Genomic DNA, 23,267 nt, shown 5'->3' with positions numbered 1-23,267 from the left:
ACTGGCCCGACCGCTGATACAACGGTATTGCTAAGCTATGCCAGCTCCCTGCTTAGACGCTTGTGGGAACCGGGCACCGCTTATCACAAGGCTGGCGTAGTTCTCGACGGCTTGGAGCCTCCTAGAACCGGCCAGCAACTTAGTTTATTTAGCCCCCCTCCTGCCATCGCTGAGCTCGGTAACAAAAGGGAAGAAAAGAGTCCGCCGGTCAGCTGATCGAGCTTAATGGCCAGCCTGGACGCCCTGAATTAGTGTTTCGGTCGCGGCACGGTGCACCTGACCACGGCATTGCCGACGCCAGGGCTGAGCCAGCCACAACTGAGGGCAGCAATCGGCCGGTCTGGCAAGGGAAGGCACAGTGGCGCTCTCCCGCTTTCACCACCCGACTGGAAGATTTGCTACTGGTCAACTAACCAGAAGCAAACGAAAAGCAAGGCAAGCTAGTAGCCTCTCGTCGTGCTTCCAGCAAGCTTACCTAGGACTGAACGCCCGATAACTGGCCCTTCCGTTTCGTACCTTTACCCTGATGCGCGTCCTGGCTCTGCTCTTTGCTCTTTACTTTTCGGTGCTCGGCTGCCTGCCCTGCTCCGATGTGGAGCCGAGTGCAACGCCTGTGCAGGGGACCATTGTGCGGGCCGCGCACCACCAAGGAGGCACTTCTCAGGGTAGTATCGACTGGTGCTCCCCTTTGTGTCAGTGCCACTGCTGCGCAGGCTTCGCCATGCCCCCGGCTCCGGTCCTGGCATTCGTTGCCAGGCCCCTGGCGCCCTACTCGGTGCAACGCTTCAGCGTCCGCGCGGCGCCGGCGCTCACGACCCGCGCCCCGGTCACCCCGTGGCAGCCACCCCAGGGGGCCTAACCATTTCCTGCTTTCCGGCTTCTGCGGCCGGCCCTGCCAAACGCGGGGCTGGCGGCCGTGCGTTTGCGTGCTATCTAGCTGATATCCAGAGCTGAGCGCGCCGGAAAGTCTTTCCTATGGTTAGGCTTTTTACTCCCCAGCGGCTTCATGTTCGACCGGCTGATTCATTTCTCCATCCACCATAAACTTATCATTGGGCTGCTGACCCTGGCCCTGGTGGCCTGGGGCGGTTACTCGCTCACGCACCTGCCCATCGACGCGGTGCCCGACATTACTACCAACCAGGTGGTAGTCTACACGGTGGCCCCTTCGCTGGCGGCCGGCGACATCGAGCGGCTCGTGTCCTTTCCCATCGAGCAGAGCGTGGCCACCATTCCCGGCCGCCAGGAGGTGCGCTCGTTCTCGCGCTTCGGCCTCTCGGTCGTGACCATTGTCTTCGAGGACAAAACCGATATTTACTGGGCCCGCCAGCAAGTCAGCGAGCGGCTGCTGGAAGCCGAAAGTCAGATTCCGGCCGGCATCGGGCGACCCGAGCTGTCCCCGGTTTCCACCGGTCTGGGCGAGGTCTACCAGTATTTGGTGCGGGCCGAACCGGGCTACGAAAAGCAGTATGATGCCCGCGAACTGCGCTCCATTCAGGACTGGATAGTACGCCGGCAACTGCTAGGTACGCCCGGCGTGGCCGATGTGAGCAGCTTCGGCGGCTTGCTCAAACAGTACGAAGTAGCCCTGGACCCGCAGCGCCTGCAAGCTACCGGCGTCACCGTGGACCAAGTGTACCAGGCCGTGAGCCAGGGCAACCAGAACGCGGGTGGGGCCTACATCGACCGCAGTCCCACGGCCTACTACATCCGCACGGAAGGCCTGGCCCAAACCCCCGCTGACATCGGCAATATCGTGGTGCGCACCACCCAAAACGGCTTGCCCGTGCTGGTGCGCGACGTGGCCACTGTGCAGCTGGGCTCCGCCGTGCGCTACGGGGCCATGACCCGCAACCAGGAGGGCGAGGTGACCGGGGGCATCGTGCTCATGCTCAAAGGGGCCAACGCCAACGACGTGATTAAAGCTGTCAAGCAGCGCATGGCCACCATTCGCCAAACCCTACCTAAAGGAGTGACGGTGGATGTGTACCTGGACCGCTCGGAGCTGGTAGGCCGCGCCATCCACACGGTCCAAAAGAACCTGCTCGAAGGCGCGCTCATCGTCGTGTTCGTGCTGGTGCTCTTCCTGGGCAACTGGCGGGCCGGGCTGGTGGTGGCGTCGGTCATTCCGCTGGCCATGCTCTTTGCCATCAGCCTCATGCGCCTGTTCGGCGTGTCGGGCAACCTGATGAGCCTCGGCGCTATCGACTTCGGGCTGATTGTGGACGGGGCCGTTATCATCGTCGAGGCCATCGTACACCGTCTGCACGGCGGCGGGGCCGGGCTCACGGGCCGGCTCTCGGGCGAGCAGATGGACGAGGAAACCTACCAGGCCGCGAGCAAAATCCGCTCCTCGGCCGCCTTCGGGGAAATTATCATCCTCATCGTGTACCTGCCCCTACTGGCGCTCTCGGGCATTGAGGGGCGCATGTTCCGGCCGATGGCCCAGACTGTGGCCTTCGCCATTCTGGGGGCCTTTATCCTCTCGCTCACCTACGTGCCCATGATGTCGGCACTGGCGCTGAGTCGCAACGCGGACCCCAAGGTTACCATTTCCGACCGAATGCTGGGCTGGCTTACCCGGCGCTACGACCCTTTAGTAACCAGTGCACTGCGTCACAAAACCCTGGTACTTGGCACAGCCGTGGCCTTGCTAGCAGGGGCATTCCTGCTGTTCCGCACCCTAGGCGGGGAGTTCATTCCCCAATTGGCGGAAGGCGACTTCGCTGTGGAACTGCGCACGCTGCCCGGCTCCTCGCTGGAGTATACCATCGAGAAAAGCCAGCAAGCGGCCGGCATTCTGAAGCGGCAGTTTCCCGATGAGGTCAAGGAAGTGGTGGCCAAAGTCGGCGCGGCCGAGATTCCGACCGACCCCATGCCGGTCGAAGCGGCCGACGTCATGGTTATCCTGCGGCCTCAGGCCGACTGGAAAAAAGCCGACAACCAAGCCGACCTGGCCGAGCAGATGGCGGCGGCCGTGGGCGTAATTCCCGGCGTCACCTTCGGCTTCCAGCAGCCCATCCAGATGCGCTTCAACGAGCTGATTTCGGGCGCCAAGCAGGATGTGGTACTCAAGATTTTCGGGGAGGACCTCACCCAGCTGGCCGACTATGCCCGTCAGGCAGGGGCCGTGGTGCGCGGGGTGCCGGGTGCCGAAGACGTGTACGTGGAGCAGGTCACCGGCCTGCCCCAAATCGTAGTGCGCCTCGACCGCGCCCGCCTGGCCCGCTTTGGGCTGAGCGTGAGCGAAGTCAACCGCACGGTGCAAACCGCCTTCGCCGGCCAGACCGCTGGGCAAATATTTGAGCAGGAGCGGCGCTACGACCTGGTGCTGCGCCTGCGCAGCGACCTGCGTCGCGACATCAACAGCGTGCGCCAGCTCTTCATCGCCACCCCCACCGGCCAGCAGGTGCCGCTGGAGCAGGTCGCCACCGTGGCCCTGGTTGAGGGCCCGAACCAGATTCAGCGCGACGACACCAAGCGCCGGGTGTCGGTCGGCTTCAACGTGCGGGGCCGGGACGTGGAAACGGTGGTGCGCGAAGTGCAGCAGCGCTTAAGTCAGCAAGTCCGGTTTGCGCCGGGCTACTACACTACCTACGGCGGCCAGTTTGAGAATCTGCGCGAAGCCACCGACCGGCTCAGCATTGCCGTGCCCGTGGCGCTGGGGCTCATTTTCGTGCTGCTCTTCTTTACGTTCAACTCCGTAAAGCAGGCCTTGCTGATTTTCACGGCTATACCCCTCTCGGCCATCGGCGGGGTGCTGGCCCTGTGGCTACGGGGTATGCCATTCAGCATCCCGGCCGGGGTGGGCTTTATCGCCCTGTTCGGGGTAGCGGTGCTCAACGGTATTGTGCTTATTGGCTACTTCAACCAGTTGAAAGCGGAAGGCGTAACCGACCTCTACGAGCGCATTCGCAAGGGCACGGAAGTGCGGCTGCGGCCCGTGTTAATGACGGCCACGGTCGCCTCCCTGGGCTTCCTGCCGATGGCGTTGGCTACCTCGGCGGGGGCGGAAGTGCAGCGCCCCTTAGCCACGGTGGTTATCGGCGGCCTGGTCACGGCCACGCTGCTGACGCTGCTGGTGCTGCCCGTGCTGTACGCCCTGAGTGAGAAAGGAGTGGCCAAGCCAACGGCACCCCCCGCGAGCACGCCGCGCCCCACGCTTGCCCAGACCGTATGCCTGCTGTTGGTCATGGGGGTAGCTACCCTGCTGCCGGGCCGGGTGCAGGGTCAGGATGTGCAGTTGCCCCCGACCGGCACCCCCCTGAACTCGGCCCAGGCCGTAACGCAGGCCTTGGGCGCGGGGGGCACCGTGCAGGCCGCCCAGCGCGCCGTGCAGGCGCAGCAGGCCCTGCGACGCGGGGCCGTGGATTTCAGTAAAACGACCCTCAACGGCTCGGTCGGCCAGTACAATACCTACCGGGTAGACAATCAGTTTTCTCTCGTGCAGCCCCTGGCCCTGCCCGGCGTGTACCGCAATGCGGCGCGGGTAGCAGGTCAGGTCTTGACCGGGCGGGAGCTGCAACTTGCCCAGGCCCGGGTAGAGTTACGCCGCCAAGTGCGCTTGGCCTATGAGCAGGCTGTCTACGCCCGCCACCGGCTGCGCACCCTGCGCGGGCAGGACAGCTTGTACTCAGAGTTTCTGCGGGCGGCTAACCTGCGCTTCAAAACCGGCGAAGTGGCGCGCCTCGAACCCGCCACGGCCCTGGTGCAGCAAGGCGAAACCCGCGTGCTCGTGCGCCAGGCCCGCACCGACTACGCCGTGGCCCGCCGGCAACTGCAAGCCCTGCTCCAACAAGCTGGTCCCGTCACGGTGGCGGACAGTGTGTTGCGCCCTCTAGTACCAGTTGCTACCGTAGCGCTGGATACGGCAGCGGAAGCGGCCCCCGCCCTAGGCGATACGGCGCTGCTCCAAACCAATCCCCAGGCGCGGGTACTAGCCCAGCAGATTCAGGAGCGCCGGGCGGAAACCCGCCTGGAACAGGCGCGGGGACTACCCGACTTCACGGTGGGGTACTTCAACCAGTCCCTGAAAGGCCCCCAAACTATCGGCGGCATCGGCGGGGCTGAACGTGACTACGGCCCGGCCGACCGCTTTCAAGGGGTGCAGGCTTCCGTGGGAATGCCCCTCTACCGCCGCCCCCAAAAGGCGCGGGTGCAGGCCGCGCGTTTGCAGGAGCAAACGGCCGAAATCAGCTACGCCCGTTACCGCGCCGAGCTGGCCGGCCGCCTGGATGAGCTGCTGGCCCAGCGCCGCGAGCAAATCGGGCGCCTAGGCTTCTACGAGCAAACGGGCCTGCCGCAAGCGGCTGTGATTGTGCGCCTCAGCACGCGGGCCTTCAAGGCCGGTGAAACCGGTTACGCGGAATACCTGCTCAACCTGGAACGCGCCCTGCGCCTGCGCACCGACTACCTGGCCGCCCTGCTGGCCCATAACCAAACTGTCATCGAACTGGACGCGCTGCTAGCCGGCGACGCTCAGTAATTCAACGCCTTACTGCCTAATGATTCCCTTATTCAATCAAGCCACTCCTCTACGCCCGTCGCGGCTAGGGAGAGTGGGACTTACCCTACTGACCGCGCTGCTGCTCACTGCCTGCGGGTCGGGCGGTGAAGAGAAAACAGCCGAGAAAACCGAGGCCACGCCCGAAAAGGCTGACGCCGACGCGCCGGCCGACGTCGTGCGCCTGTCGGCCCCCGAGCAGCAGGCCGCGGGCCTAGCGCTCGGGCACCTCGAAGAACGCCCCTTGGGCACTGGTCTAGCTGTCAGCGGCACGCTGGACGTGCCCCCCGAAAGCGCGCTGGCCGTGGCCGCCCCGCTGGGCGGCTTCGTGGAAAGCACCAGTCTGCTGCAAGGCTCGCGGGTGCGCAAGGGCGAGGTGCTAGCCGTCATCCGCAATCCTGAATTCGTGCAGCTGCAACAGGACTACCTCGAAGCCACCAGCCGCCTGCGCTACGCCAAAGCCGACCTAGACCGTCAGCGTGAACTCTACCAGCAGGAGGTAGCCCCGCAGAAGAACTTCCAACGGGCTCAGGCCGAGTATGATGCCCTGCGCACGCAGACCCAGGCCCAGGCCGCCCGGCTCCGCCTGGCCGGCCTGCCGGTCGGGGGCAAGCTCGTGAGCACGGCCGCCGTGCGCGCCCCCCGTAGCGGCTTCGTGCGGGCGGTGAACGTGACGGTGGGCCAAAGCGTAACGGCGGCCGATGCCCTGTTCGAGCTGGTGGACCCCACCCACCTGCACGTCGAGCTATCGGTGTTCGAGCGGGACGTGCCGCGCATTCAGGCCGGCCAGCTCATCCGCTTTGCGCTGCCCAGCGACTCGGCGGCGGGCCGCGAGCGCACGGCCCGCGTTTATCTTATCAGCCGCGCCATCAACGGCCCCGACCGCACGGTGCGGGTGCACGGCCACCTCGACCAGGAGAACGACCCGGCCCTGCTGCCCGGCCTCTACGTGCGGGCTACCATTGAAACGGGCCGCAACACCGTGCCGACCCTACCCGATGCGGCCGTGGTGCGCTACGCCGGCCAAACCTACGGCTTCGTACCTGCCAGCCCGGCTGGCTCCTACCGGATGATAGCCTTGCCGACCGGCCGCAGCGAAGACGGCTACACGGAAGTGAAGCGCCCGGCGAATCTGCCGGCAACCACGACGTTCGTGGTCAAGGGCGCGTATTCGCTGCTGGCCAAGCTCAAGAACACGGCCGACGAAGACTAATTGACTTGGCCCTCAGCCGCCATCTTATCCTCCTTTCACATGCTCGCTATCCTAAATCCCCTACTGCTCTTCTTGCTGGCCGGCCTCTGCGAAATAGGGGGTGGCTACCTCATGTGGCAGTGGCTGAAGGCTGACCGCCCGGCCTGGATGGGGGCACTGGGCGCGTTGCTGCTAGTACTCTACGGCTGGATAGCGACTTGGCAAATCACCTCGTTCGGTAAAACCTACGCCGTGTACGGCGGCATTTTCGTGGTCATGTCCATTGCCTGGGCGTGGTACTTCGATGGCTTCCGGCCCGACCGATTGGACATCATTGGGGGGCTCGTCTGCTTTACCGGCATCGGCATTATTCTATTCTGGCCCCGCTCCTAGTCGCTGTTATGCTCGAACTGCTCACCGGTACCCTGCTACTTAGCCTGCTGCACGCCGCTATTCCCAACCACTGGGCGCCGGTGCTGGCCGTGGCGCGGGCCGAGCGCTGGCCTCTGCGCCGGGCCGTGGGGCTGACGGCAATGGCCGGCCTAGCGCACGTCCTGAGTACCGTACTGCTGGGCCTAGCCCTGGGTCTACTGGGCTGGCGGCTGTCAGGCCGCTTTGCGCAAGTGGCCAGCTGGGCGGCACCGACGCTGCTTATCGGCATTGGGTTGCTCTACGCGCTGTCGGGTCCCGGCCACACGCACCCCGACCCGGCTACCCCCTCGCGTCGGGGTAAGCATTTCGTGCTCGGCTTGGCGCTGACCATGTTTTTGGCCCCCTGCCTGGAAGTGCAAACCTTTTTTCTAACGGCCGGCACGCGGGGACCGGCCGTGCTGGTGCTGCTGATGGCCGTGTACCTGGTAGCCTCCGTGGCGGCCATGTGCGCACTGGTCGCCGTGGCCTTTCGGGGCCTGCACCACCTGCCGCTGGCCGGCATTGCCCGCTACGAGCGTCGCCTGACGGGGGCGGTACTCGTGGGGGTAGGCATTGCCGGCTTCTTCGTGGAATGGTAGCCTAGCCGCGGCCTTTCCCTTCTTTTAACATCCTGGTAGCTACTATAATGCCTGACCCTACTTCATCCAATACCAACGAGGAGCTGAACACTGCTAAGCAGGTGAACCTCGACAACGTGGGCGCGCTCAATCGCGAGCAGCTCACCCCCCAAGCCGCGGTCGAGCCCCAGGGCCACGACGTAGCCGGCCATGACCATGCCCCCGTTGAGGGCAAGCCGGCGGGGCACGACCATAGCCATGCTGGGCATTCCCATGAGCCGGGCGAGTCAGACGAGGATGAGCACGACCATGACCACGGCCCAGCCAGCGCCAACCCCTACCTTTTGCCCGGCATCAGCCTGGTGCTGCTACTGGTTGGCCTGGCGCTGGACCACTTCCAGGTGAGCTTCTTTACCGGCTACGTGCGGCCGGTATGGTACGGGCTGGCTTTCGTACTGGTGGGCTGGAACGTGGTGAAGGCCGCCGTGCTCAGCATCCCCAGCGGCAACGTCTTCAATGAGTTTCTGCTGATGAGCCTCGCTACCATCGGCGCATTTGCCATTGGGGAGTACCCGGAAGGAGTGGCCGTCATGCTCTTCTACACCGTGGGCGAGCTGTTTCAGGACGCGGCCGTGAACCGGGCCAAGCGCAGCATCAAGGCGCTGCTCGAAATTCAGGCCACCGAAGTGACGATAGTGCGCAACGGGCAGAATCAGGTCCTCGACCCCAAAGCCGTGCAGGTGGGCGACGTCATGGAAATCAGGCCCGGCGAGAAAGTAGCCCTGGATGGCACGCTGAACGCGACGGCGGCCAGCTTCAACACGGCCGCCCTGACCGGCGAGTCGGCCCCGCAAACCAAGCAGCCGGGCGACGCCGTGCTGGCGGGCATGATTAACCTCGAAAGCCTGGTGCGGGTGACCGTCACAGCAGGCTTTCAGGACACCAAGCTCAGCAAGATTCTGGCAATGGTGCAGGACGCGGTGGGCCGTAAGGCTAAGACCCAGCAGTTCATCACCAAGTTTGCCAAAGTCTACACGCCCATCGTGGTGGGGCTGGCCACGCTGCTGGTGCTGGTGCCGCTGCTGGTGGTGCACGACTACGTATTCCGCGACTGGCTCTACCGGGCGCTGGTATTTCTGGTCATTTCCTGCCCCTGCGCGCTGGTCGTTAGCATTCCGCTGGGCTACTTCGGCGGCATCGGGGCCGCCTCCAAAGCGGGCATTCTCTTCAAGGGCTCCAACTTTCTGGATGTGCTGCGCGAGATTGATACCATCGTGATGGACAAGACCGGCACGCTGACCAAAGGTGTATTTGCCGTGCAACAAGTGCAGTCTGCCCCTGGCACCGAGCCCGCGCAACTGCTGCGGCTGGTCGGAGCCCTGGAAACGAAGTCTACCCACCCCATCGCCCGCGCCGTCGTCGCCCACGTCGGGGAGGCAGCAGCGGGCGTGGGCGTGGAAAACGTGGAGGAAATTGCCGGCCACGGCCTGCGCGGCCGGGTGGACGGCCGAGACGTGCTGGCTGGTAATACCAAGCTGCTAAGCAAGTTCAACGTCGTGTACCCGGCCGAAGTAGACCAGGTAGCCGACAGCATCGTGGTGGCCGCTCTTGACGGCGAGTACGCCGGCTACCTCACCGTGGCCGACGCCCCCAAGGAAGACGCGGCCCAGGCCGTCCGGGAGCTGAAAGCCGACGGCATCACCAAGCTCGTCATGCTCTCGGGCGATAAGGACAGCATCGTGCAGCGCGTGGCCAAGGAGCTGGGCATCACCGAAGCGCACGGTGGCCTGTTGCCCGAAGACAAGGCCCGGTACGTGCAGCAGTACCTAACGGAGGGCCGCAAGCTGGCCTTCGTGGGCGACGGAGTAAACGATGCACCCGTAGTAGCGCTGGCCGACGTGGGTATCGCGATGGGCGGCCTGGGCTCGGATGCCACCATCGAAACCGCCGACGTGGTTATTCAGACCGACCACCCCAGCAAGATTGCCACGGCCCGCCGCATCGCCCGCGCCACGCATAACGTGGTGTGGCAGAATATCTGGCTGGCTTTTGCCGTAAAGGCCATTGTCCTGGCCTTGGGCGCGGGGGGGCTGGCCACCATGTGGGAAGCCGTCTTTGCCGATGTGGGGGTAGCCCTGCTGGCCATTCTCAACGCGGTGCGCATCCAGCGCATGAAATTCTAATTCCATGCTCCTGACTATTCCTACGGCGGTTTCGCCCCCCTGGACAACCTTATTAGGCTTCTCGCTGCTGCCGGCTATTGTCATGATTGCCGGCGCGGCGCTGGCCGTGTGGCGGGCCCCCGGCCCCAAGCTGCGGAGTGCCATTCTTCACTTCGCGGCGGGTGTTATCTTCTCCGTGGTAGCTGTCGAACTACTGCCTGACATCGTGCAGCACCATGCCCCCTACGAAGTGGCTATTGGTTTTGGCCTGGGCGTGGCTACGATGCTCGGCCTGCGCTACTTTACCCAGCGCCTCGAAAAGCAGCAGGAAGCAACCTCTGAAACAGCAGCTACTACGTCAAACGCGTCACCACTACCGTGGGGCCTGCTGGTAGCTATTGGCATCGATATTCTTATTGATGGGCTGCTGCTGGGAATTGGCTTTGCGGCCGGCGCGAAGGAAGGTACTCTGCTGGCTATCGCCCTGACTATCGAGTTACTCTCGCTAGGCTTAGCCACAGCCGTGGAGCTGCGCGACGGCGGGCATAGTAAGGGGCGAGCCGTGGCCATCGTGGCGGGCACCTCCCTAATGCTGCTTCTAGGGGCCGGTATCGGGAACACCGTATTGCGCGGCGCTACCGGTAACTTGCTCGAAATTGTGCTTTCCTTTGGCCTGGCAGCGTTACTCTTTCTGGTTACCGAGGAGCTACTTACGGAGGCGCACGAGGAGACCGAAACGCCACTGCTTACGCTAGCTTTTTTTGTGGGCTTTCTCTTGTTCCTGCTGCTGGGCATGGTTGCTTAGTAGCCTTACTCTCGCTTTTCCTGCTGATGCACACCACCAATATCGACATAACCCTGACATCTATGGGTCGTCAGTTGACCTTCTCTAAGGAGTTCTTAGAAGTGGCCCACGTCTTCCGACGTGCGGGAGGCGAAGGTGCGCCCTGGCAGCGCGTGGCTGTGAATACCCGCTCGCCATTTCTCGATACCGATGTATTTGCTCCCAGCACCCTGCTGGCGTACTACGTGCATTACGAAACCCAGCAAGGGGAACCCGCAGACCGCAGCCACGTGGTCAGTACTACGCTGCCCTAGTACCTAATTATTGGGTTTCACCTGCATAACCGAGCACGGTGACAAAGAGCTATCGTACGCGCACGAGCAGACCGGCAGCTAGCTCTATTGTCTTAGAAGACCAGCTCTGTTGCCGGAACTGGCCTTTTTGTGCTTTCATCAGCCATTTTCCCCATGACGCTACCGGAAGAAATTGCTCAGACTGAAGCGGGGTACTATCAGCAGCTTTCTAAATCGGACCTAACGGCCGCCGAGTTTAATGCCTTTCTGTCCCACCTACCTTCTAAAGCTCAGTTGGCAGTGGCTGCTACCGGCTTCGAATCTAATCGTGACTTGCTGCCCTTTCGCCGCTACGTACTAGAGCAACGTGGCCAGCCACTAGCGGCTTACCTGCTGAAACAACTTTCTCCTATAGCCTTTGCCTACTGGGAGGCGAGCCATTAAAGCTTACCCTACTTTGGTAGCTATAAGTACAAGGCGGTAACAACCCGTTTCTAAAGTTGCCCGAATGGACTCTTGATTGGGGCCACTGATGTGCTTGGTAAGATTCTCGTCACAACAGGGAAAAAATTGCGGTAAGGGTTTCGCTATTTCAGCGACTGACTTTGCCTAGTTCGGACCTACCCTATTATGCTTAAACTTGCGTAATTCCTAGCTTATCGAATAGAATCTGATTTCGTTGCTTCGAATCGCCCACTAATTTGTCAAAAGAGATAATTTCAATGTACGCATTGTAATTAGGGTTAAATCCAAAGTAGCCGGCCTCATCTGGAGTTAAAGTCAATGTAGCCAAACGAGCTTGTTTGTGAATGTTTTTAGTTAAGTCGCAGATGATATAACAGTAAAACTTGCAGGACTTGGTTGGTATAATTGGTCGCCCGTCTTCCGTACGGGCATCGCCGGCCCGGATATCATCAATGTATCCTAGCACTTGACGCACTGGGTCACTTTCGTCGGTATACTCCTTCCGCATCGGGCGTTTGAACTCAATGATGGTGAAGGCATCATAAGGTGCTGCTCGTGCATCGGTGTACAGCAAGGCTTTATCGAAGCTAAGCAGGATATCTGGTCGGGGAGAACTTTTATCTCCTTCATTCAAGGGCTTATCCGACTGTAGAAATCGGTGATAGGCCAAGCGCTCGTCAATGAGCCATAGATTATGGTCTTCATAGTCTACCTCATCCGATGTCTTCTGCATTGGAAAGACAATTTTGTGAATCTGTTTTTCCAGCGCATAATTACCCTCATTATCACGGGTTAGCACGCTTTCAAATAGCCGCAAAATCATCTTTCGATGCAGCACATAATCGACTAGGCTGGCCTGGCCTGTATCCGTTATTTTACTCAGCAGGTGGGTAAAGTTCTCCGTGTAGGCCTCACTGCCCGGCAAGGCGTCCGATTGTGCGGCCACAATGTTATTCAACTCAATTTTTGACTCAAGGACAAGTTCATTGCGTGCCTTGTAAAGCTCAATATCTAGCTTATCGTCCGACAGCCCCGGTTTGATGCGGTCAATCAGATGCGGATATTTGAGCAGCGTCCGATACTGCGGGGCTTGGGTATTGACATAATGCTGCAAATACTGCTGCTTTTCGCGTCGCACCTCCGTCAGATAGCCATCGAGTTGCTGGTTTATTTGCTGTACAGTTTCTTCTTGAATCTCGGCTAATGACAGCAGTGGCTTGCCTAATACTTGGCTGGTCACAGGCTTGCTGGGAATATCCAGCTTGGTACGTTCTCGGTTTACATGCTGGTCTAGGTAGCTACCGCTGACCAGCGTGAAGAAATCAAAGCCCTCACCATTCTCGTGTTGAAGTGGCTGGTTCAAATTGGGAATAATAGCCGCGAGAGCCTCCGACGTCACTACTCGCTTATCCGCACAATACAGAATGGCATGACGCGGCTTTGTGCTTCCGCTTTTGACTTTCAAAAAAGCTAATTCAAAAGGGTAGTTGTGAAGTGTGAAAGAATCCGCGTCCGTCTCAATCAGAAACTCGTGGCGGAAGCGGTAGTTCAAATCATACTCCTCAGTACTACCGTCGGCTTTTTGCTCACGCAACACTAAGTGAGGGCAACTCTCATCCACCAAAAAATTAAGATGGTGCTCGATAATAAGGTCAGCCAGTTCTCCTAATGGCAAAGACAGCCGTTCTGCATACTCATCTTGCAGCTGGCAGAGCTTGACCGTCGTGCCGGTCGGGTGCGTCTCCCCGTTGACGCTCAGCGGAACCGTCCGCTCGTCCGCTAAGGGTGCCCGGTTGTTGAGCACAAACGCAAAATCTCGCCGGTAAAATTTCTGGTCAGTGTTACGGAACACTGAGCGCACCTCCGCCCGGTCAAATACCTTCAACCATAAAAACCGGCCGACGCCTTTACCCCCGCGCTTCAGTTTGTAAGTAGACTCCGCTTCTCGAAAAGACTTATAATTTCGGTTGTTGAACCCGACACCATTGTCTTTGATAACAATATCCTGGATGGGGGACAACCCTTCAGCGAATGGAATTGCTTGAAAGTCGCGCCGTACTTCAATAAGCACCTCTCCTACATCCGTTTTAGCATCGTCAATTGCATGCAGTGAGTTCACAATGGCTTCGTGCAAGGCCATAATACCCTTCTCCTGACTTAACGGGATATTGCGCACCTTCCCAACTACGTTGGTCTTTATCAGTGTCATAGCTTAGATGTAAGCGCGTTACGACCAATATATTGTTTGGCGAGGTGCGAAAATAGTCCTGACCTTTGCCGGTACGCGTACCGGCAAAGGTACGAAACATTTTACAAATAGTTTCTTCGTCAATTAGCTGCTTATCAATAAAAACGCTTGACAATGTTAAGAAAAACCTTTAACTTTGCTATTCGTAGAAGGTACGCGTACCTTCTACGAATAGCAGTAATTACATACCGTGGCTAACAAAAACCGCTTTCTAATTGCCCAAAGCGACATTATAGCGTTGCTGAACACGCTAGAGCAGGCAGTGTTTCAGCGCCGAGACTTGGAAAAGATTTTTGCCGAGCACCGAAGCTTCTGGCGTTTGGCAAAAAGCCTATTAGCCCGTGATTTTATTGCGCTTTTAGTGCGGCACACGGCGATGAAGCAGGTGGACCTCGTTTTTCCCACGGAAACAAAGACCTTGTACACTTGGAAAGTGGTTACTGCCTTTGAATTAGCTACTCATATACGCACTCAGGCTTACCTCTCACATTACTCGGCGTTGTATCTGCACGGTCTGACAGACCAGATACCGAAGCAGATTTATGTAAATGCGGAGCAGTCACCCAAGCCAGATTCAAATGTCTCATTGACGCAGGAGGCGATAGATGATGCCTTCGCTCGGCCTCAACGCCAGTCACAGGCCCACGCGCGCTACCGCGACTACACCTTAATCCTGCTCAATGGCAAGTTCACCGGGCGGTTGGGCGTTGTGGAGGTGCAGCACATGCAGGCGGGCCGTATCGCGCTGACCTCTTTAGAGCGCACCTTGATTGACTTGGCTGTGCGGCCAGACTATGTAGGAGGTGTATTCGAAGTAGTAGAAGCTTACAGGCGAGCTGCCTCCACAGTTTCAATCAACAAACTAGTTAGTCTATTGCCTAAGTTAGGTTACCGCTACCCCTACCACCAAGCCATCGGGTTTTACCTAGAGCGGGCTGGTACTTATCGCCCCGCACAGGTGCAACTGCTCAGAAAACAACCACAGGAACTAGATTTCTATCTTACCCACGACATGGGTGCTACCGATTACTCCCCAGAGTGGCGACTATACTTCCCAAAAGGATTTTAGCGCAGCAACTGGCCGAAGCGCGACACTACGTAATTGAAGTAAAAAGCAAATGGCTGAGTACCGCTGGGGTCCGTCACAGTGCTGCGCACTGCTGGAAAGTCCACTTCGTGGTAGTGCTGGGTCGTAGCCAACTGTCCTAAAAATTCTATCGGCACTTTCTTAGCTGCAAATACCTGCCGTAGCACATCTTGGCTTTCCACACTCTCCACGTCGATGTCGAATCCTTCCATCAACGAATAAATGTCGTAGAAATCGCGAGCCCGAGCTCGTGGATAATGAGTAGGAACAGTCAGAGCGTATTCGGGCAGTTGCTGACAGATAGCACGCACCTTCTCGAATACCAGCAACTGGGGCGGATACACATAATAGGTAAGTCCATCCAGCTCGTGCGCGACTTTATGACCACAATACTCATAGCGGCTAATATCTACCGAGAAACTCTTGCTACGAAATTCAGCAGTACCTAATTCTAAAGATGCTCGTTGAAGCTGCTTGGGGTCATGACCGTAGCGAGCGAAAATAGCCGCGTCAGCGACTTTAAATTTGATCCGGTAACCTCCCCAAAATGAGCGCAGCGCTACTGGCATCGTTCCAGGCTTTTCTTCCACTTTCACATCGAAAGCGTGCAATTGGTGGGCAGCAAAAGTTTCCGCTAGATTGGTCGCGATAGTCTGAACAGTCTGTTGCACATCCTCAAAATCCTGCTCCATTGAAAAATCCAGGTCGACGGAGCCACGGTTGCCTACTCCATATGCAATGCTTAGGGCGTTACCACCCTTTAGCACCAGTGTTTCCATTAAGATATCGTCCGTTACAAGGGCTACGATAACGAGCCGTTTGATTCTGTCTAGCAGGCTTAATTCCATCGTTCCAAGATACAATTCAGGTTGCAACTGCTACCTCTGTCCGTATTCATTTCGAGTCCTTCTGCGCCAAATCAAGATTGCTATCCGTCTTAAGTAACATCGGCAAAAGGCGTTGCACAGTTGTAGCCTGAAATTCCTTGCCGCGCCGAGTACGGTACCCCGCCGCATTAAGGGTGGCTGCAATTTGCCACAGCGTTTGTCCTTTGGCCCGCAACAGTTCGGCCAATTGGGCGGCCTGGCGGTTCGCTTGGTGCTCGGCCGCATTGCGCTGCATCGCCTGCTGCCCCTGGGCAATGACGGCTGCCGTAAAATTCTGCGGGCTGCCCAGCTGCGCGCCGCGGGCTTTCTTGGCGGCGAGCGCATCCTTGGTGCGTTTAGAAATCGTCTCTCGCTCATGCTGGGCAATGACGGCAAACAGCCCGACCGTTAAGGTATTCGCATCGGGCATGTCGCAACAGACGAAGTCCACCCCCGAGTCGCGCAAAGCGAAGATGAAGCCGGCGTTCCGGCTCAACCTATCCAGCTTCGCAATAAGTAGCGTCGCCCCCACCCGTCGAGCCTCCGAAATTGCGGCGAGCAGTTGTGGCCGGTAATTCTTCTTGCCACTCTCAATTTCGACGTACTCCGTCAGGAGTTGGGCCGAATCGGCGACAAAGGCGTGCACGGCGGCCCGTTGCGCCTCGAGGCCCAGACCTGAAGTCCCTTGCTTCTGGGTGGAGACCCTATAATACGGCGTGTAGAATTTGGCAGCAGGAAGGGCCGACATGGTACAAACAGGGCGGATTGGCACAAAACTGCTGCAAGGTACTGGATTTTACATATTGTAAACGCTCGTTTACAATATGTAAAAAAGCTCGGCTGTTTATGAAACAGGGCTGCCACGCTGGCAGTCTAGAAGGTGGTGATGCTTTGCGGATACATGTTTAGAAGAGATAACCTCGCCTGAAACGCCACTTGCAGAGATGACCATAGTCCCTGCTCTTGCGAACCACTCTTGATTAATACGCCCCCCCAGCTACCCACTGCACTCCCTATTATCGCATGAGCACTACTTATCAAGACGATTTTGATTTCAGGATTGAAGCCCACTAGGTCGCCGTAAGGTATGCGGTAGTGAGAAACCGCTTTTCTCTACTGCTAACTGGCTTTCGCTTTAGGGAAACGTACAGTACACAATAACTAGCCCCAGTAGTAGCTGGAGCTTTTTGCTTACCTTGTTTTCATAAAACTTGAAAATCAATCACCCTCAGCTCTATGGACGCGTCTTCTCTGATAAGCACGGCTTTGAACGAGTTGCTTACTCCGAGTATAAAGCTGTCGGATGTGCTGCTCAAGATTAAAGCGGTAGGTCACTTTATCAATAATAAAGAGCTAAAAGACTGGGCTCAATTGGAGTTAACTGGTTATCGCGACTCAGGAATGCCTGTTCCTGCCTATCGAAAAATTGGTGTTGTTCCACACGTCAATTTGATACATGAGGACTATGCGCAAAACAAAGGGTGGCAGGGTAATAAGCTAATGGCCGCTGAATACCTCGATAATGACCTGCGGGAAGCACTTACTCATCGGACCTTGGGGCAGAGCATCGCTGAAATCGAACAACTAGCTGAATCGGGAGAGAAAGCAGGCGAGAATCCACGCATGCACATTCCTCCTTCTATGGCTGCGCATGTTTCCAAGAAACTCTATGCGCATAATGGTTGGAGCATTTACAGCGCATGGCAAGTTGTTCCGTTAAATCACTTGACTGGCCTTCTGACAGTTGTTCGTTCGAAGCTGGTAGACTTACTATTAGATTTAAACCAGTTAGACTCCAAAATACCTCTTCAATCTCTACAGGGCCAGCAGGCCGTGAACGACACCGTGAGCAAAGCACTTCATCCACACATTACCGTAACAAACGGTAACGTTAACTATTCACTCGGCGATGGGGCAGTACAATCTGCCAATACTGGCCATAACGCCCAGCTCAATACGGCCAGTGGCGAAACAGTCACGCAGGCTACTTCTACTGCACAAGTTGCCTCGCTTCAGGAACTGACAGAGCAGCTCAAGCAGGCGATTGCCCGCGATAGTGCTTTCGATGACCACCGCGAAGAGATGAGCCAAGAGGTCGAGCGTATTGAGGTGCAGCTTCAAAAGCCCGAGCCGAAAAAAGGCATAGTGAAACGCGCTTTCGAGTCGCTGCAAGATTTAGCCGTCAAGGGTGCGGGTGTAGCGACAGGGCATGCCGTGTACGAATTGCTTAAACAAGCACCGCATTTGATAGAGGTAATGAGCTAGAAGAATGCTTGCTGATACCCCTTGATGAAATGCTGAAATGGGAAGCTGACAGCAGCAGTCTTGGTATTGGCTTCACTGGTTCGCATCGCTGAGTAGCAATTATTTAATCCTAATATTTTTTCACTTTCTAGGCGGCATTGAATGAATAAGTTAGAGGAAGCTTTAGCATATATTGAGACTCTCCAAAGTAAAAATGACGAAACTGATGTTTCATCAGCTCTCAAAAGCTTGTTACCCGAAGGAGAACAAGCAACCGGTGACTTACTTAAAGAATTAATTGCTTTCTCTTTTGGCGAACATAATGAGAAAGATGAGCTAGGCTGGAATACTTATTTTAGTCCTGGAATGATTTGGTATGATGGCGAAAAAACTCTTGTAACGCCGGACATCAGTCAAGTAGATGCTGACGCTATAGACTATTGGAAGAAGAGAGCCAATGAGACTAGTAATCCTCTGCTAAAGGCCAGATATGCCGGCCTAGTATGGGACATGGAGAAAAAAATAACTAATCAGAAGCCAAGTATTAATTACGCCATTGCAAATATTGAAAGTCTAATTATATTATCAGATGCTAATAGATACAAGTATGATGTTAGCGTTAAAGACAAACTTGAAAGAGCACTCTCGCTCGCAAGCAGTATTAATAAACCCGAATTAATAGAGAGTACTAGAAAAGCTATTTTAGCTTACGAGGACAAAATAGCTATTGATGATAAACCTGGACTCTGGGGATTTTCTTACGATTATCTAGTAGATAATAAAAAATCCTTGCTAACTGAGGAAGAAGAAGCTAACATAATTTCCTCCCTTGAGTCCCGTCTTGAAAGACTAACTGAATGTGAGAATTCAGACACGCACGCCGCAGAAGTTGCCGCCACTAGGTTAGCCGCTTATTACCAAAAGCGCTCTAAACCTGACGACGCTAGAAGGGTAATGCTGCAACTTGGGAAAGCCTATGAGGCAGATAAGGACCCTAGCGTACTTAACCGTAGTGGCCGTCTTGAGCACTTACATAAATTGTATGTGCACTACAAACTACATGAAGATGCTAAGGCACTTTTGATTAAGCTTCGTGCAATCAGTGCTGGGGCCAAAGACGAGCTAAAAACGTTTTCTCAGGAAATGACTTTTCCCAGAGAAGAAGTTGAGCAACTTATTGATAGCCTACTTAAATATGACGAGAAGACTTCCACAGCTAACGTAGTCAGTTATTTTAGTCCGGACAAAGATGAGAATGAGAAACAGTTAATGGCATTAGCCAAAAAACATCCACTTTCATTTATGATGGGTGTAAATATTATAGACGAACGAGGGCGTTCGGTTGCGCAGATTGGCAGCATTATGAATGACCTTGAAGGCAGGATAATACAGCAAATAAGTCAGCATCTTGACTTTACCGCGATGTTTCTACGTTTGGCGCTTGCTGCTTACATAGACAAGTTTCGGATAGATGCTAGCAAGTTTATTAATGACCATTTAAAGCTATCACCAGCTTTCATGTACGGGCGCTGGGAAATATTAGAAAGGTCATTGACTGCTTATCTAGCTGGTGACTATATGCTGTTCATTCATTTTGTAATACCCCAAATTGAAGATGCATTCAGAACGCTGGTTGAGGTTTCAGGGGGGCAAATCATGAAACTGCATCGTGGTGGTGCATTGCATCTAAAAACCTTTGACGATGTTCTTCGTGATGAATCTCTATTAAGAATATTTGGTGAAGACTTCATTCTGTATAGCAGGATTCTCCTCACTGAACAGCGTGGGTGGAATCTGCGCAATGATTTATGTCACGGCTTGATGAGCGAAGGAAAAATGGCCGTTATGGCTGCTGATAGGCTTTTCCATATTCTAATGACTTTGTCACTACTTACCACTCAGAGTAGCGAAACAAGTCCAGTGCAGAGTGACACACCGAATCCGCCTGAATAAAAAAGGCCCGGCTCATCAGCCGGGCCTTTTTTTATGATGTTTGAGGCCTCCATTTTTCGATGGTAATGTTAACAAAGGAGTTAATTCGCTTGAGCCTCTCAACTAGGGTAGGCCCTAGCTGAATTTGTGTTTCAGTATTGAAGTGTAGCCCGTTTCGTATCTGATTAAAGAACTTTATATCATCCACTATCTCATCATCGAAGTGGTAAAGAGCGCGGTAGTTCGGACAAAGAAGTGTGCTCACGCCGAGCGTAGTAATCTTGACGTGCTTGTGAGTGATTTTTTCTTTTGAAATATCAGTAACAAAGGGCTCTATGTCACCTATTTCACGCAATTTAATAGGTCGCTTACGTTGCTCCCTTGCTAATGCTTTAAAGAGCGTATCTGTGTCATTATAATGGATATTATGAACGCAACAGTCAGCCTTTATTAGCTCGGCCTTCATGTAACCTTCGAAAAACATCAGAATTCTTATGCAGTCTATTAAGTAGTCCCACATAAACTCTTGTGCAAAAGCCATGCGGTCGTATTCCAAACCGAGCTGAATAAGTCTACTATTGGTTTCTAATCTATCAAGCCCCTTGATAAGATTAGAACGCTTAAGGTTTTCAGCCCCGAATACAATCAAGGAGTATGCAGCACGATACTGCTGTTCGCCATTAGCGTAGAGCCAGAGATTATTATCCATATTACTTAGATCAAAAATTTTGATTGTGAGACGTTAAGAGGATGTGTACTCTTCCCTGTTTGGTAAGCCGGTATTAGGCAGAGGTTAAGCAGGAAAAAGTTGAATTTGGAAAGACGCTCTTCACTCTATGGAAATGTGTCTGATAATTTCCCATATGTTAGACGGAGTGCTACCTAAGCTAACAGATAGTACAATAAGGGTCAGCTAAGAACGCTCAAAAAAAGTGCCTCTACGCGCTGGAAATGCCCTTGTTAAAAGCGTCCAATAAGGGCCCCAATAACCAGCGCATTTCCTATGCGTTGAGATGAATCATGAACTCTATTCGTTTTCCAGACGGTACCCAAGTACCAGCACTTGGTCAAGGCACTTGGATGATGGCCGAACAACCTGCTCAACGCGCCGATGAGTTAGCGGCTCTACGCGTTGGCGTCGAACTTGGACTAACCCTTATCGACACGGCGGAGATGTATGCCGACGGCGAGTCCGAGCGACTGGTCGGCGAAGCGTTGCGCGGCATCCGAGAGCAGGTATTCTTGGTAAGCAAAGCCTATCCTCAGAACGCCTCACACCAACGGCTCCCGCAGGCCTGCGAGGCGAGTTTGAAGCGGCTGGGCACTGACCGGCTCGACCTATATCTACTGCACTGGCGCGGCCGCGTCCCGTTAGCCGAAACGGTGGAAGCTATGGAAAAGCTGGTCGCAGCGGGAAAAATCCTGCGTTGGGGCGTGAGTAATCTCGATACGCCGGACCTGCAAGAGTTAGTTAACGCCGGGGGCACGGCCTGTGCTACTGACCAAGTGCTTTACAACCTAACCCGGCGTGGCCCAGAATACGACCTGTTGCCATGGCTCGCGGGCCGAAACATACCAGTTATGGCTTATAGTCCCATCGAACAGGGACGGCTGCTCGCTAATATGCGGCTGCGAGAAGTCGCGGCGGACCTGAGCGCGACGCCGGCGCAAGTGGCGCTAGCCTGGGTGTTGCGTCAGGGCCAGATAATGGCCATTCCCAAAGCTGGAACTGTCGCCCACGTGCAGGAAAATAGGGCGGCGGCTGAGCTACATCTGTCGGCCAGCGACCTCGCTGCATTGGAAGTCGCTTTTCCCCGCCCCAGCAAGCGCCTGCCACTAGAGATGTTGTGATGCCCAGTACGGGCTAGTCCATCTGACCGACTTTCACAAGTGATAGTGTACCCTCAGAAAAAGCCCTCTCGACCATTTAGCTGAGAGGGCTTTTGAAATGGGGACAAAAACGAAATGATTGATTAGGCCTGGGCGTATCCAACGATTTTTATTACGATATGCCTAAACGGCGGGCTTCATCGTGCATAAGCGAGCGGGCTAATGCAGAAACTTTAAGGCCGCGCGCTTTACCTACCTTTTGAAAAAGCACCTTTTCCTCCTCCGTCAGCTTGATATTAATCTGGGGGCTACGTGGGGGGATCGAGGCGTTCTTTTCCATTCTGCAAATCTATAACTGGTCAGACAGCAAAAAAATAGATTTTATAGTGTCTTTTTCTTGTAAAGTCTAGACTTTAGTATACTTTTGTATTGTCCAAGTCGGACAAACTGAACTGTAGTACGCAAAAGAGACCATCCCCGGCAAGGGATGGTCTCCTATAGTAGCACCTGCTAGTAACAGGCACTACAGTTGGGTTCTTGTAAACCTTACCCCAAAATTACATGGAAACTCATGTAACCGGGCAACCTGTACTTGGCGAGCTCCGCCAGCACGTCCTACTGCCCCTCATCGGCCACCCCCTGTTCAGCGAAGCGGAGCAACTGCGGGCTAATCACTTCGTCCACGAAAGCGACGACATCGCCCGTCTTACCCGCTGGGGAGCGAACGTCCTGGCCGAAATCGCTCGTCGTCAAGCCGAAGCTGCCCGCCAGCGCCGCGACCTCGCCACGGGCGCCACGTTGCGTCAGCTGGGTTCCAGCAGCTTCCGCAGTCACCGCTCCCGCCTGCCCCAGGCCGCCCCGAGTTGGGTACCAAGTACCTTCTTCCCCGACAGGTCCGACCGCCGGGCCGGCACGTTCGACCGCTTGGCCGTCGCTAGCTTTCAAATGGCCGACGCGCTAACAGTTGCTGAACTACTTAGCCAGCGAGCACGATGAGCTACCGTCGCGACCTCAAGCTGTTACGCCGCGCCCAGAAGCAGGCTAAGCGCCAACTGCGTCAACTCGCCCAGCTGGAGCTCACCGGGCTAACCGCCGTCACCCTACATGCGCATACCCGGCAGGTGACGATTACCCTCGCTTCCGCCACGGGTGCCCCCTTCACGGATACGCTCCGGGAGGCTTTACGCGAGCGCCGCCAGGCCCTGCGGGCCGAAGCTCAGCAACTCCTGCTTACCTGGTTGGCAGACGAGCGGCTGCGCGAGCGCCCTGCCCCGGCCGCCGGCCCGGCGCTGCCCTAACGGCTCCCTTACCTCGACGCATACTGCTCCGCAGCTGGCTCCCCAGTGGCTGGCCCCCGTCTGTCCTTTTACTACTTCCTATTTATGCTTTCCTCCACTGCCTCCCCCCTACCCTACCGGCAGGCGACTACCGCACAACGTGCTCAGGTGTTACACTATCTGCAAGGGCGTTTGGTCTACCACTTTCCGACCCTGCCGGAACGCGCCCAGGCCCCTGTCCTGGCCCGCGCCCTGGATGAATTTCGCCCCGACCTGTGGTTCACGGGCGACCAGGTGGCGCTGGCCCCGCTAGATCTATGGCAATTTGTCCACCACGTGGCCGCCAGTGCGGAGCTACCCGCACTAGACCCGCCCATCCATGACCAGTCCACCCG

The 23,267-nt window shown here is 56.2% G+C and carries 22 protein-coding genes and 1 pseudogene; 18 read left to right on the top strand and 5 right to left on the bottom strand.

Features of this window, described 5'->3' with window-relative positions; all coding sequences use genetic code 11:
• Positions 1–18: 18 nt before the first annotated feature.
• From JAO77_RS24615 to JAO77_RS21685, 11 genes and pseudogenes are all read left to right on the top strand, one after another.
• A pseudogene (locus tag JAO77_RS24615) lies at positions 19–216 on the top strand (hypothetical protein); the annotation flags it as partial.
• A gap of 35 nt (positions 217–251) precedes the next feature.
• Complete coding sequence (locus tag JAO77_RS24610; RefSeq protein WP_370550324.1) at positions 252–413, top strand: DUF4113 domain-containing protein; 162 nt, start codon at positions 252–254, stop codon at positions 411–413.
• A gap of 113 nt (positions 414–526) precedes the next feature.
• A complete protein-coding gene (locus tag JAO77_RS24605; protein ID WP_370550323.1) occupies positions 527–859 on the top strand; it encodes a DUF6660 family protein in 333 nt (110 codons plus the stop codon).
• A gap of 147 nt (positions 860–1,006) precedes the next feature.
• Positions 1,007–5,485 carry a CusA/CzcA family heavy metal efflux RND transporter gene (locus JAO77_RS21720; RefSeq protein ID WP_198992657.1) on the top strand — a complete coding sequence of 1,493 codons (4,479 nt, stop codon included), beginning with the start codon at positions 1,007–1,009 and terminating at the stop codon, positions 5,483–5,485.
• Between the two features lie 73 nt (positions 5,486–5,558).
• Positions 5,559–6,716 (top strand): efflux RND transporter periplasmic adaptor subunit, encoded by a 1,158-nt coding sequence (locus tag JAO77_RS21715; RefSeq protein ID WP_198992656.1) that lies wholly within the window; start codon positions 5,559–5,561, stop codon positions 6,714–6,716.
• Between the two features lie 39 nt (positions 6,717–6,755).
• Positions 6,756–7,088 carry a YnfA family protein gene (locus JAO77_RS21710; RefSeq protein WP_198992655.1) on the top strand — a complete coding sequence of 111 codons (333 nt, stop codon included), beginning with the start codon at positions 6,756–6,758 and terminating at the stop codon, positions 7,086–7,088.
• 8 nt (positions 7,089–7,096) lie between these two features.
• Entirely contained in the window at positions 7,097–7,705 is a 609-nt protein-coding gene (locus JAO77_RS21705) for a hypothetical protein (RefSeq protein ID WP_198992654.1), read from the top strand.
• A 47-nt stretch (positions 7,706–7,752) separates the two neighbouring features.
• A complete protein-coding gene (locus JAO77_RS21700; protein ID WP_198992653.1) occupies positions 7,753–9,867 on the top strand; it encodes a heavy metal translocating P-type ATPase in 2,115 nt (704 codons plus the stop codon).
• A gap of 4 nt (positions 9,868–9,871) precedes the next feature.
• Entirely contained in the window at positions 9,872–10,651 is a 780-nt protein-coding gene (locus JAO77_RS21695; RefSeq protein WP_235998554.1) for a ZIP family metal transporter, read from the top strand.
• 26 nt (positions 10,652–10,677) lie between these two features.
• A complete protein-coding gene (locus JAO77_RS21690; protein WP_198992652.1) occupies positions 10,678–10,944 on the top strand; it encodes a hypothetical protein in 267 nt (88 codons plus the stop codon).
• Between the two features lie 153 nt (positions 10,945–11,097).
• Entirely contained in the window at positions 11,098–11,367 is a 270-nt protein-coding gene (locus JAO77_RS21685; RefSeq protein WP_198992651.1) for a hypothetical protein, read from the top strand.
• A gap of 190 nt (positions 11,368–11,557) precedes the next feature.
• On the opposite strand, the gene JAO77_RS21680 is transcribed toward JAO77_RS21685, so the two are convergent.
• The gene (locus tag JAO77_RS21680; protein ID WP_198992650.1) at positions 11,558–13,597 is read right to left on the bottom strand and encodes a Shedu immune nuclease family protein; all 2,040 of its coding nucleotides are present in this window, start codon (positions 13,595–13,597) and stop codon (positions 11,558–11,560) included.
• A 229-nt stretch (positions 13,598–13,826) separates the two neighbouring features.
• Here JAO77_RS21680 and JAO77_RS21675 point away from each other — a divergent pair, with 229 nt between their 5' ends.
• Positions 13,827–14,705, top strand: a complete 879-nt coding sequence (locus tag JAO77_RS21675; RefSeq protein ID WP_198992649.1) for a type IV toxin-antitoxin system AbiEi family antitoxin domain-containing protein — start codon at positions 13,827–13,829, stop codon at positions 14,703–14,705.
• Here the strand turns inward: JAO77_RS21675 and JAO77_RS21670 are convergent.
• Both JAO77_RS21670 and JAO77_RS21665 read right to left on the bottom strand, forming a co-directional pair.
• A complete protein-coding gene (locus JAO77_RS21670; protein WP_198992648.1) occupies positions 14,702–15,571 on the bottom strand; it encodes a nucleotidyl transferase AbiEii/AbiGii toxin family protein in 870 nt (289 codons plus the stop codon). The two genes, JAO77_RS21675 and JAO77_RS21670, sit on opposite strands and share 4 nt — an antisense overlap.
• A 46-nt stretch (positions 15,572–15,617) precedes the next feature.
• Positions 15,618–16,337 carry a recombinase family protein gene (locus JAO77_RS21665; RefSeq protein WP_198992647.1) on the bottom strand — a complete coding sequence of 240 codons (720 nt, stop codon included), beginning with the start codon at positions 16,335–16,337 and terminating at the stop codon, positions 15,618–15,620.
• Between the two features lie 488 nt (positions 16,338–16,825).
• Here JAO77_RS21665 and JAO77_RS21660 point away from each other — a divergent pair, with 488 nt between their 5' ends.
• The gene (locus JAO77_RS21660) at positions 16,826–17,854 is read left to right on the top strand and encodes an AbiTii domain-containing protein (RefSeq protein WP_286192486.1); all 1,029 of its coding nucleotides are present in this window, start codon (positions 16,826–16,828) and stop codon (positions 17,852–17,854) included.
• 141 nt (positions 17,855–17,995) lie between these two features.
• Positions 17,996–19,786, top strand: a complete 1,791-nt coding sequence (locus tag JAO77_RS21655; protein ID WP_198992645.1) for a DUF4209 domain-containing protein — start codon at positions 17,996–17,998, stop codon at positions 19,784–19,786.
• A 31-nt stretch (positions 19,787–19,817) separates the two neighbouring features.
• On the opposite strand, the gene JAO77_RS21650 is transcribed toward JAO77_RS21655, so the two are convergent.
• A complete protein-coding gene (locus tag JAO77_RS21650) occupies positions 19,818–20,474 on the bottom strand; it encodes a hypothetical protein (RefSeq protein ID WP_198992644.1) in 657 nt (218 codons plus the stop codon).
• Between the two features lie 311 nt (positions 20,475–20,785).
• On the opposite strand from JAO77_RS21650, the gene JAO77_RS21645 reads away from it, so the two are divergent.
• Positions 20,786–21,616: an aldo/keto reductase gene (locus tag JAO77_RS21645; RefSeq protein ID WP_198992643.1), complete on the top strand. Its 831-nt coding sequence runs from the start codon at positions 20,786–20,788 to the stop codon at positions 21,614–21,616.
• Positions 21,617–21,767: 151 nt separating this feature from the next.
• Here JAO77_RS21645 and JAO77_RS21640 read toward each other — a convergent pair whose 3' ends face one another.
• Positions 21,768–21,935, bottom strand: coding sequence for a hypothetical protein (locus JAO77_RS21640; RefSeq protein WP_198992642.1), 168 nt, complete (start codon positions 21,933–21,935; stop codon positions 21,768–21,770).
• Positions 21,936–22,156: 221 nt separating this feature from the next.
• Here JAO77_RS21640 and JAO77_RS21635 point away from each other — a divergent pair, with 221 nt between their 5' ends.
• The 3 genes from JAO77_RS21635 to JAO77_RS21625 form a co-directional block, all read left to right on the top strand.
• Entirely contained in the window at positions 22,157–22,591 is a 435-nt protein-coding gene (locus tag JAO77_RS21635; protein ID WP_198992641.1) for a hypothetical protein, read from the top strand.
• Positions 22,588–22,893, top strand: coding sequence for a hypothetical protein (locus JAO77_RS21630; RefSeq protein WP_198992640.1), 306 nt, complete (start codon positions 22,588–22,590; stop codon positions 22,891–22,893). Before JAO77_RS21635 ends, JAO77_RS21630 begins: the two co-directional genes overlap by 4 nt.
• Before the next feature lie 84 nt (positions 22,894–22,977).
• Positions 22,978–23,267 (top strand): hypothetical protein (locus JAO77_RS21625; RefSeq protein ID WP_198992638.1); only part of this gene is annotated, 290 nt, incomplete at its 3' end.

Origin of the sequence: Hymenobacter sp. BT559 (assembly GCF_016427535.1) — a bacterium.
GTDB lineage: Bacteria > Bacteroidota > Bacteroidia > Cytophagales > Hymenobacteraceae > Hymenobacter.
This window is presented reverse-complemented; position numbering and strand designations above follow the sequence as displayed.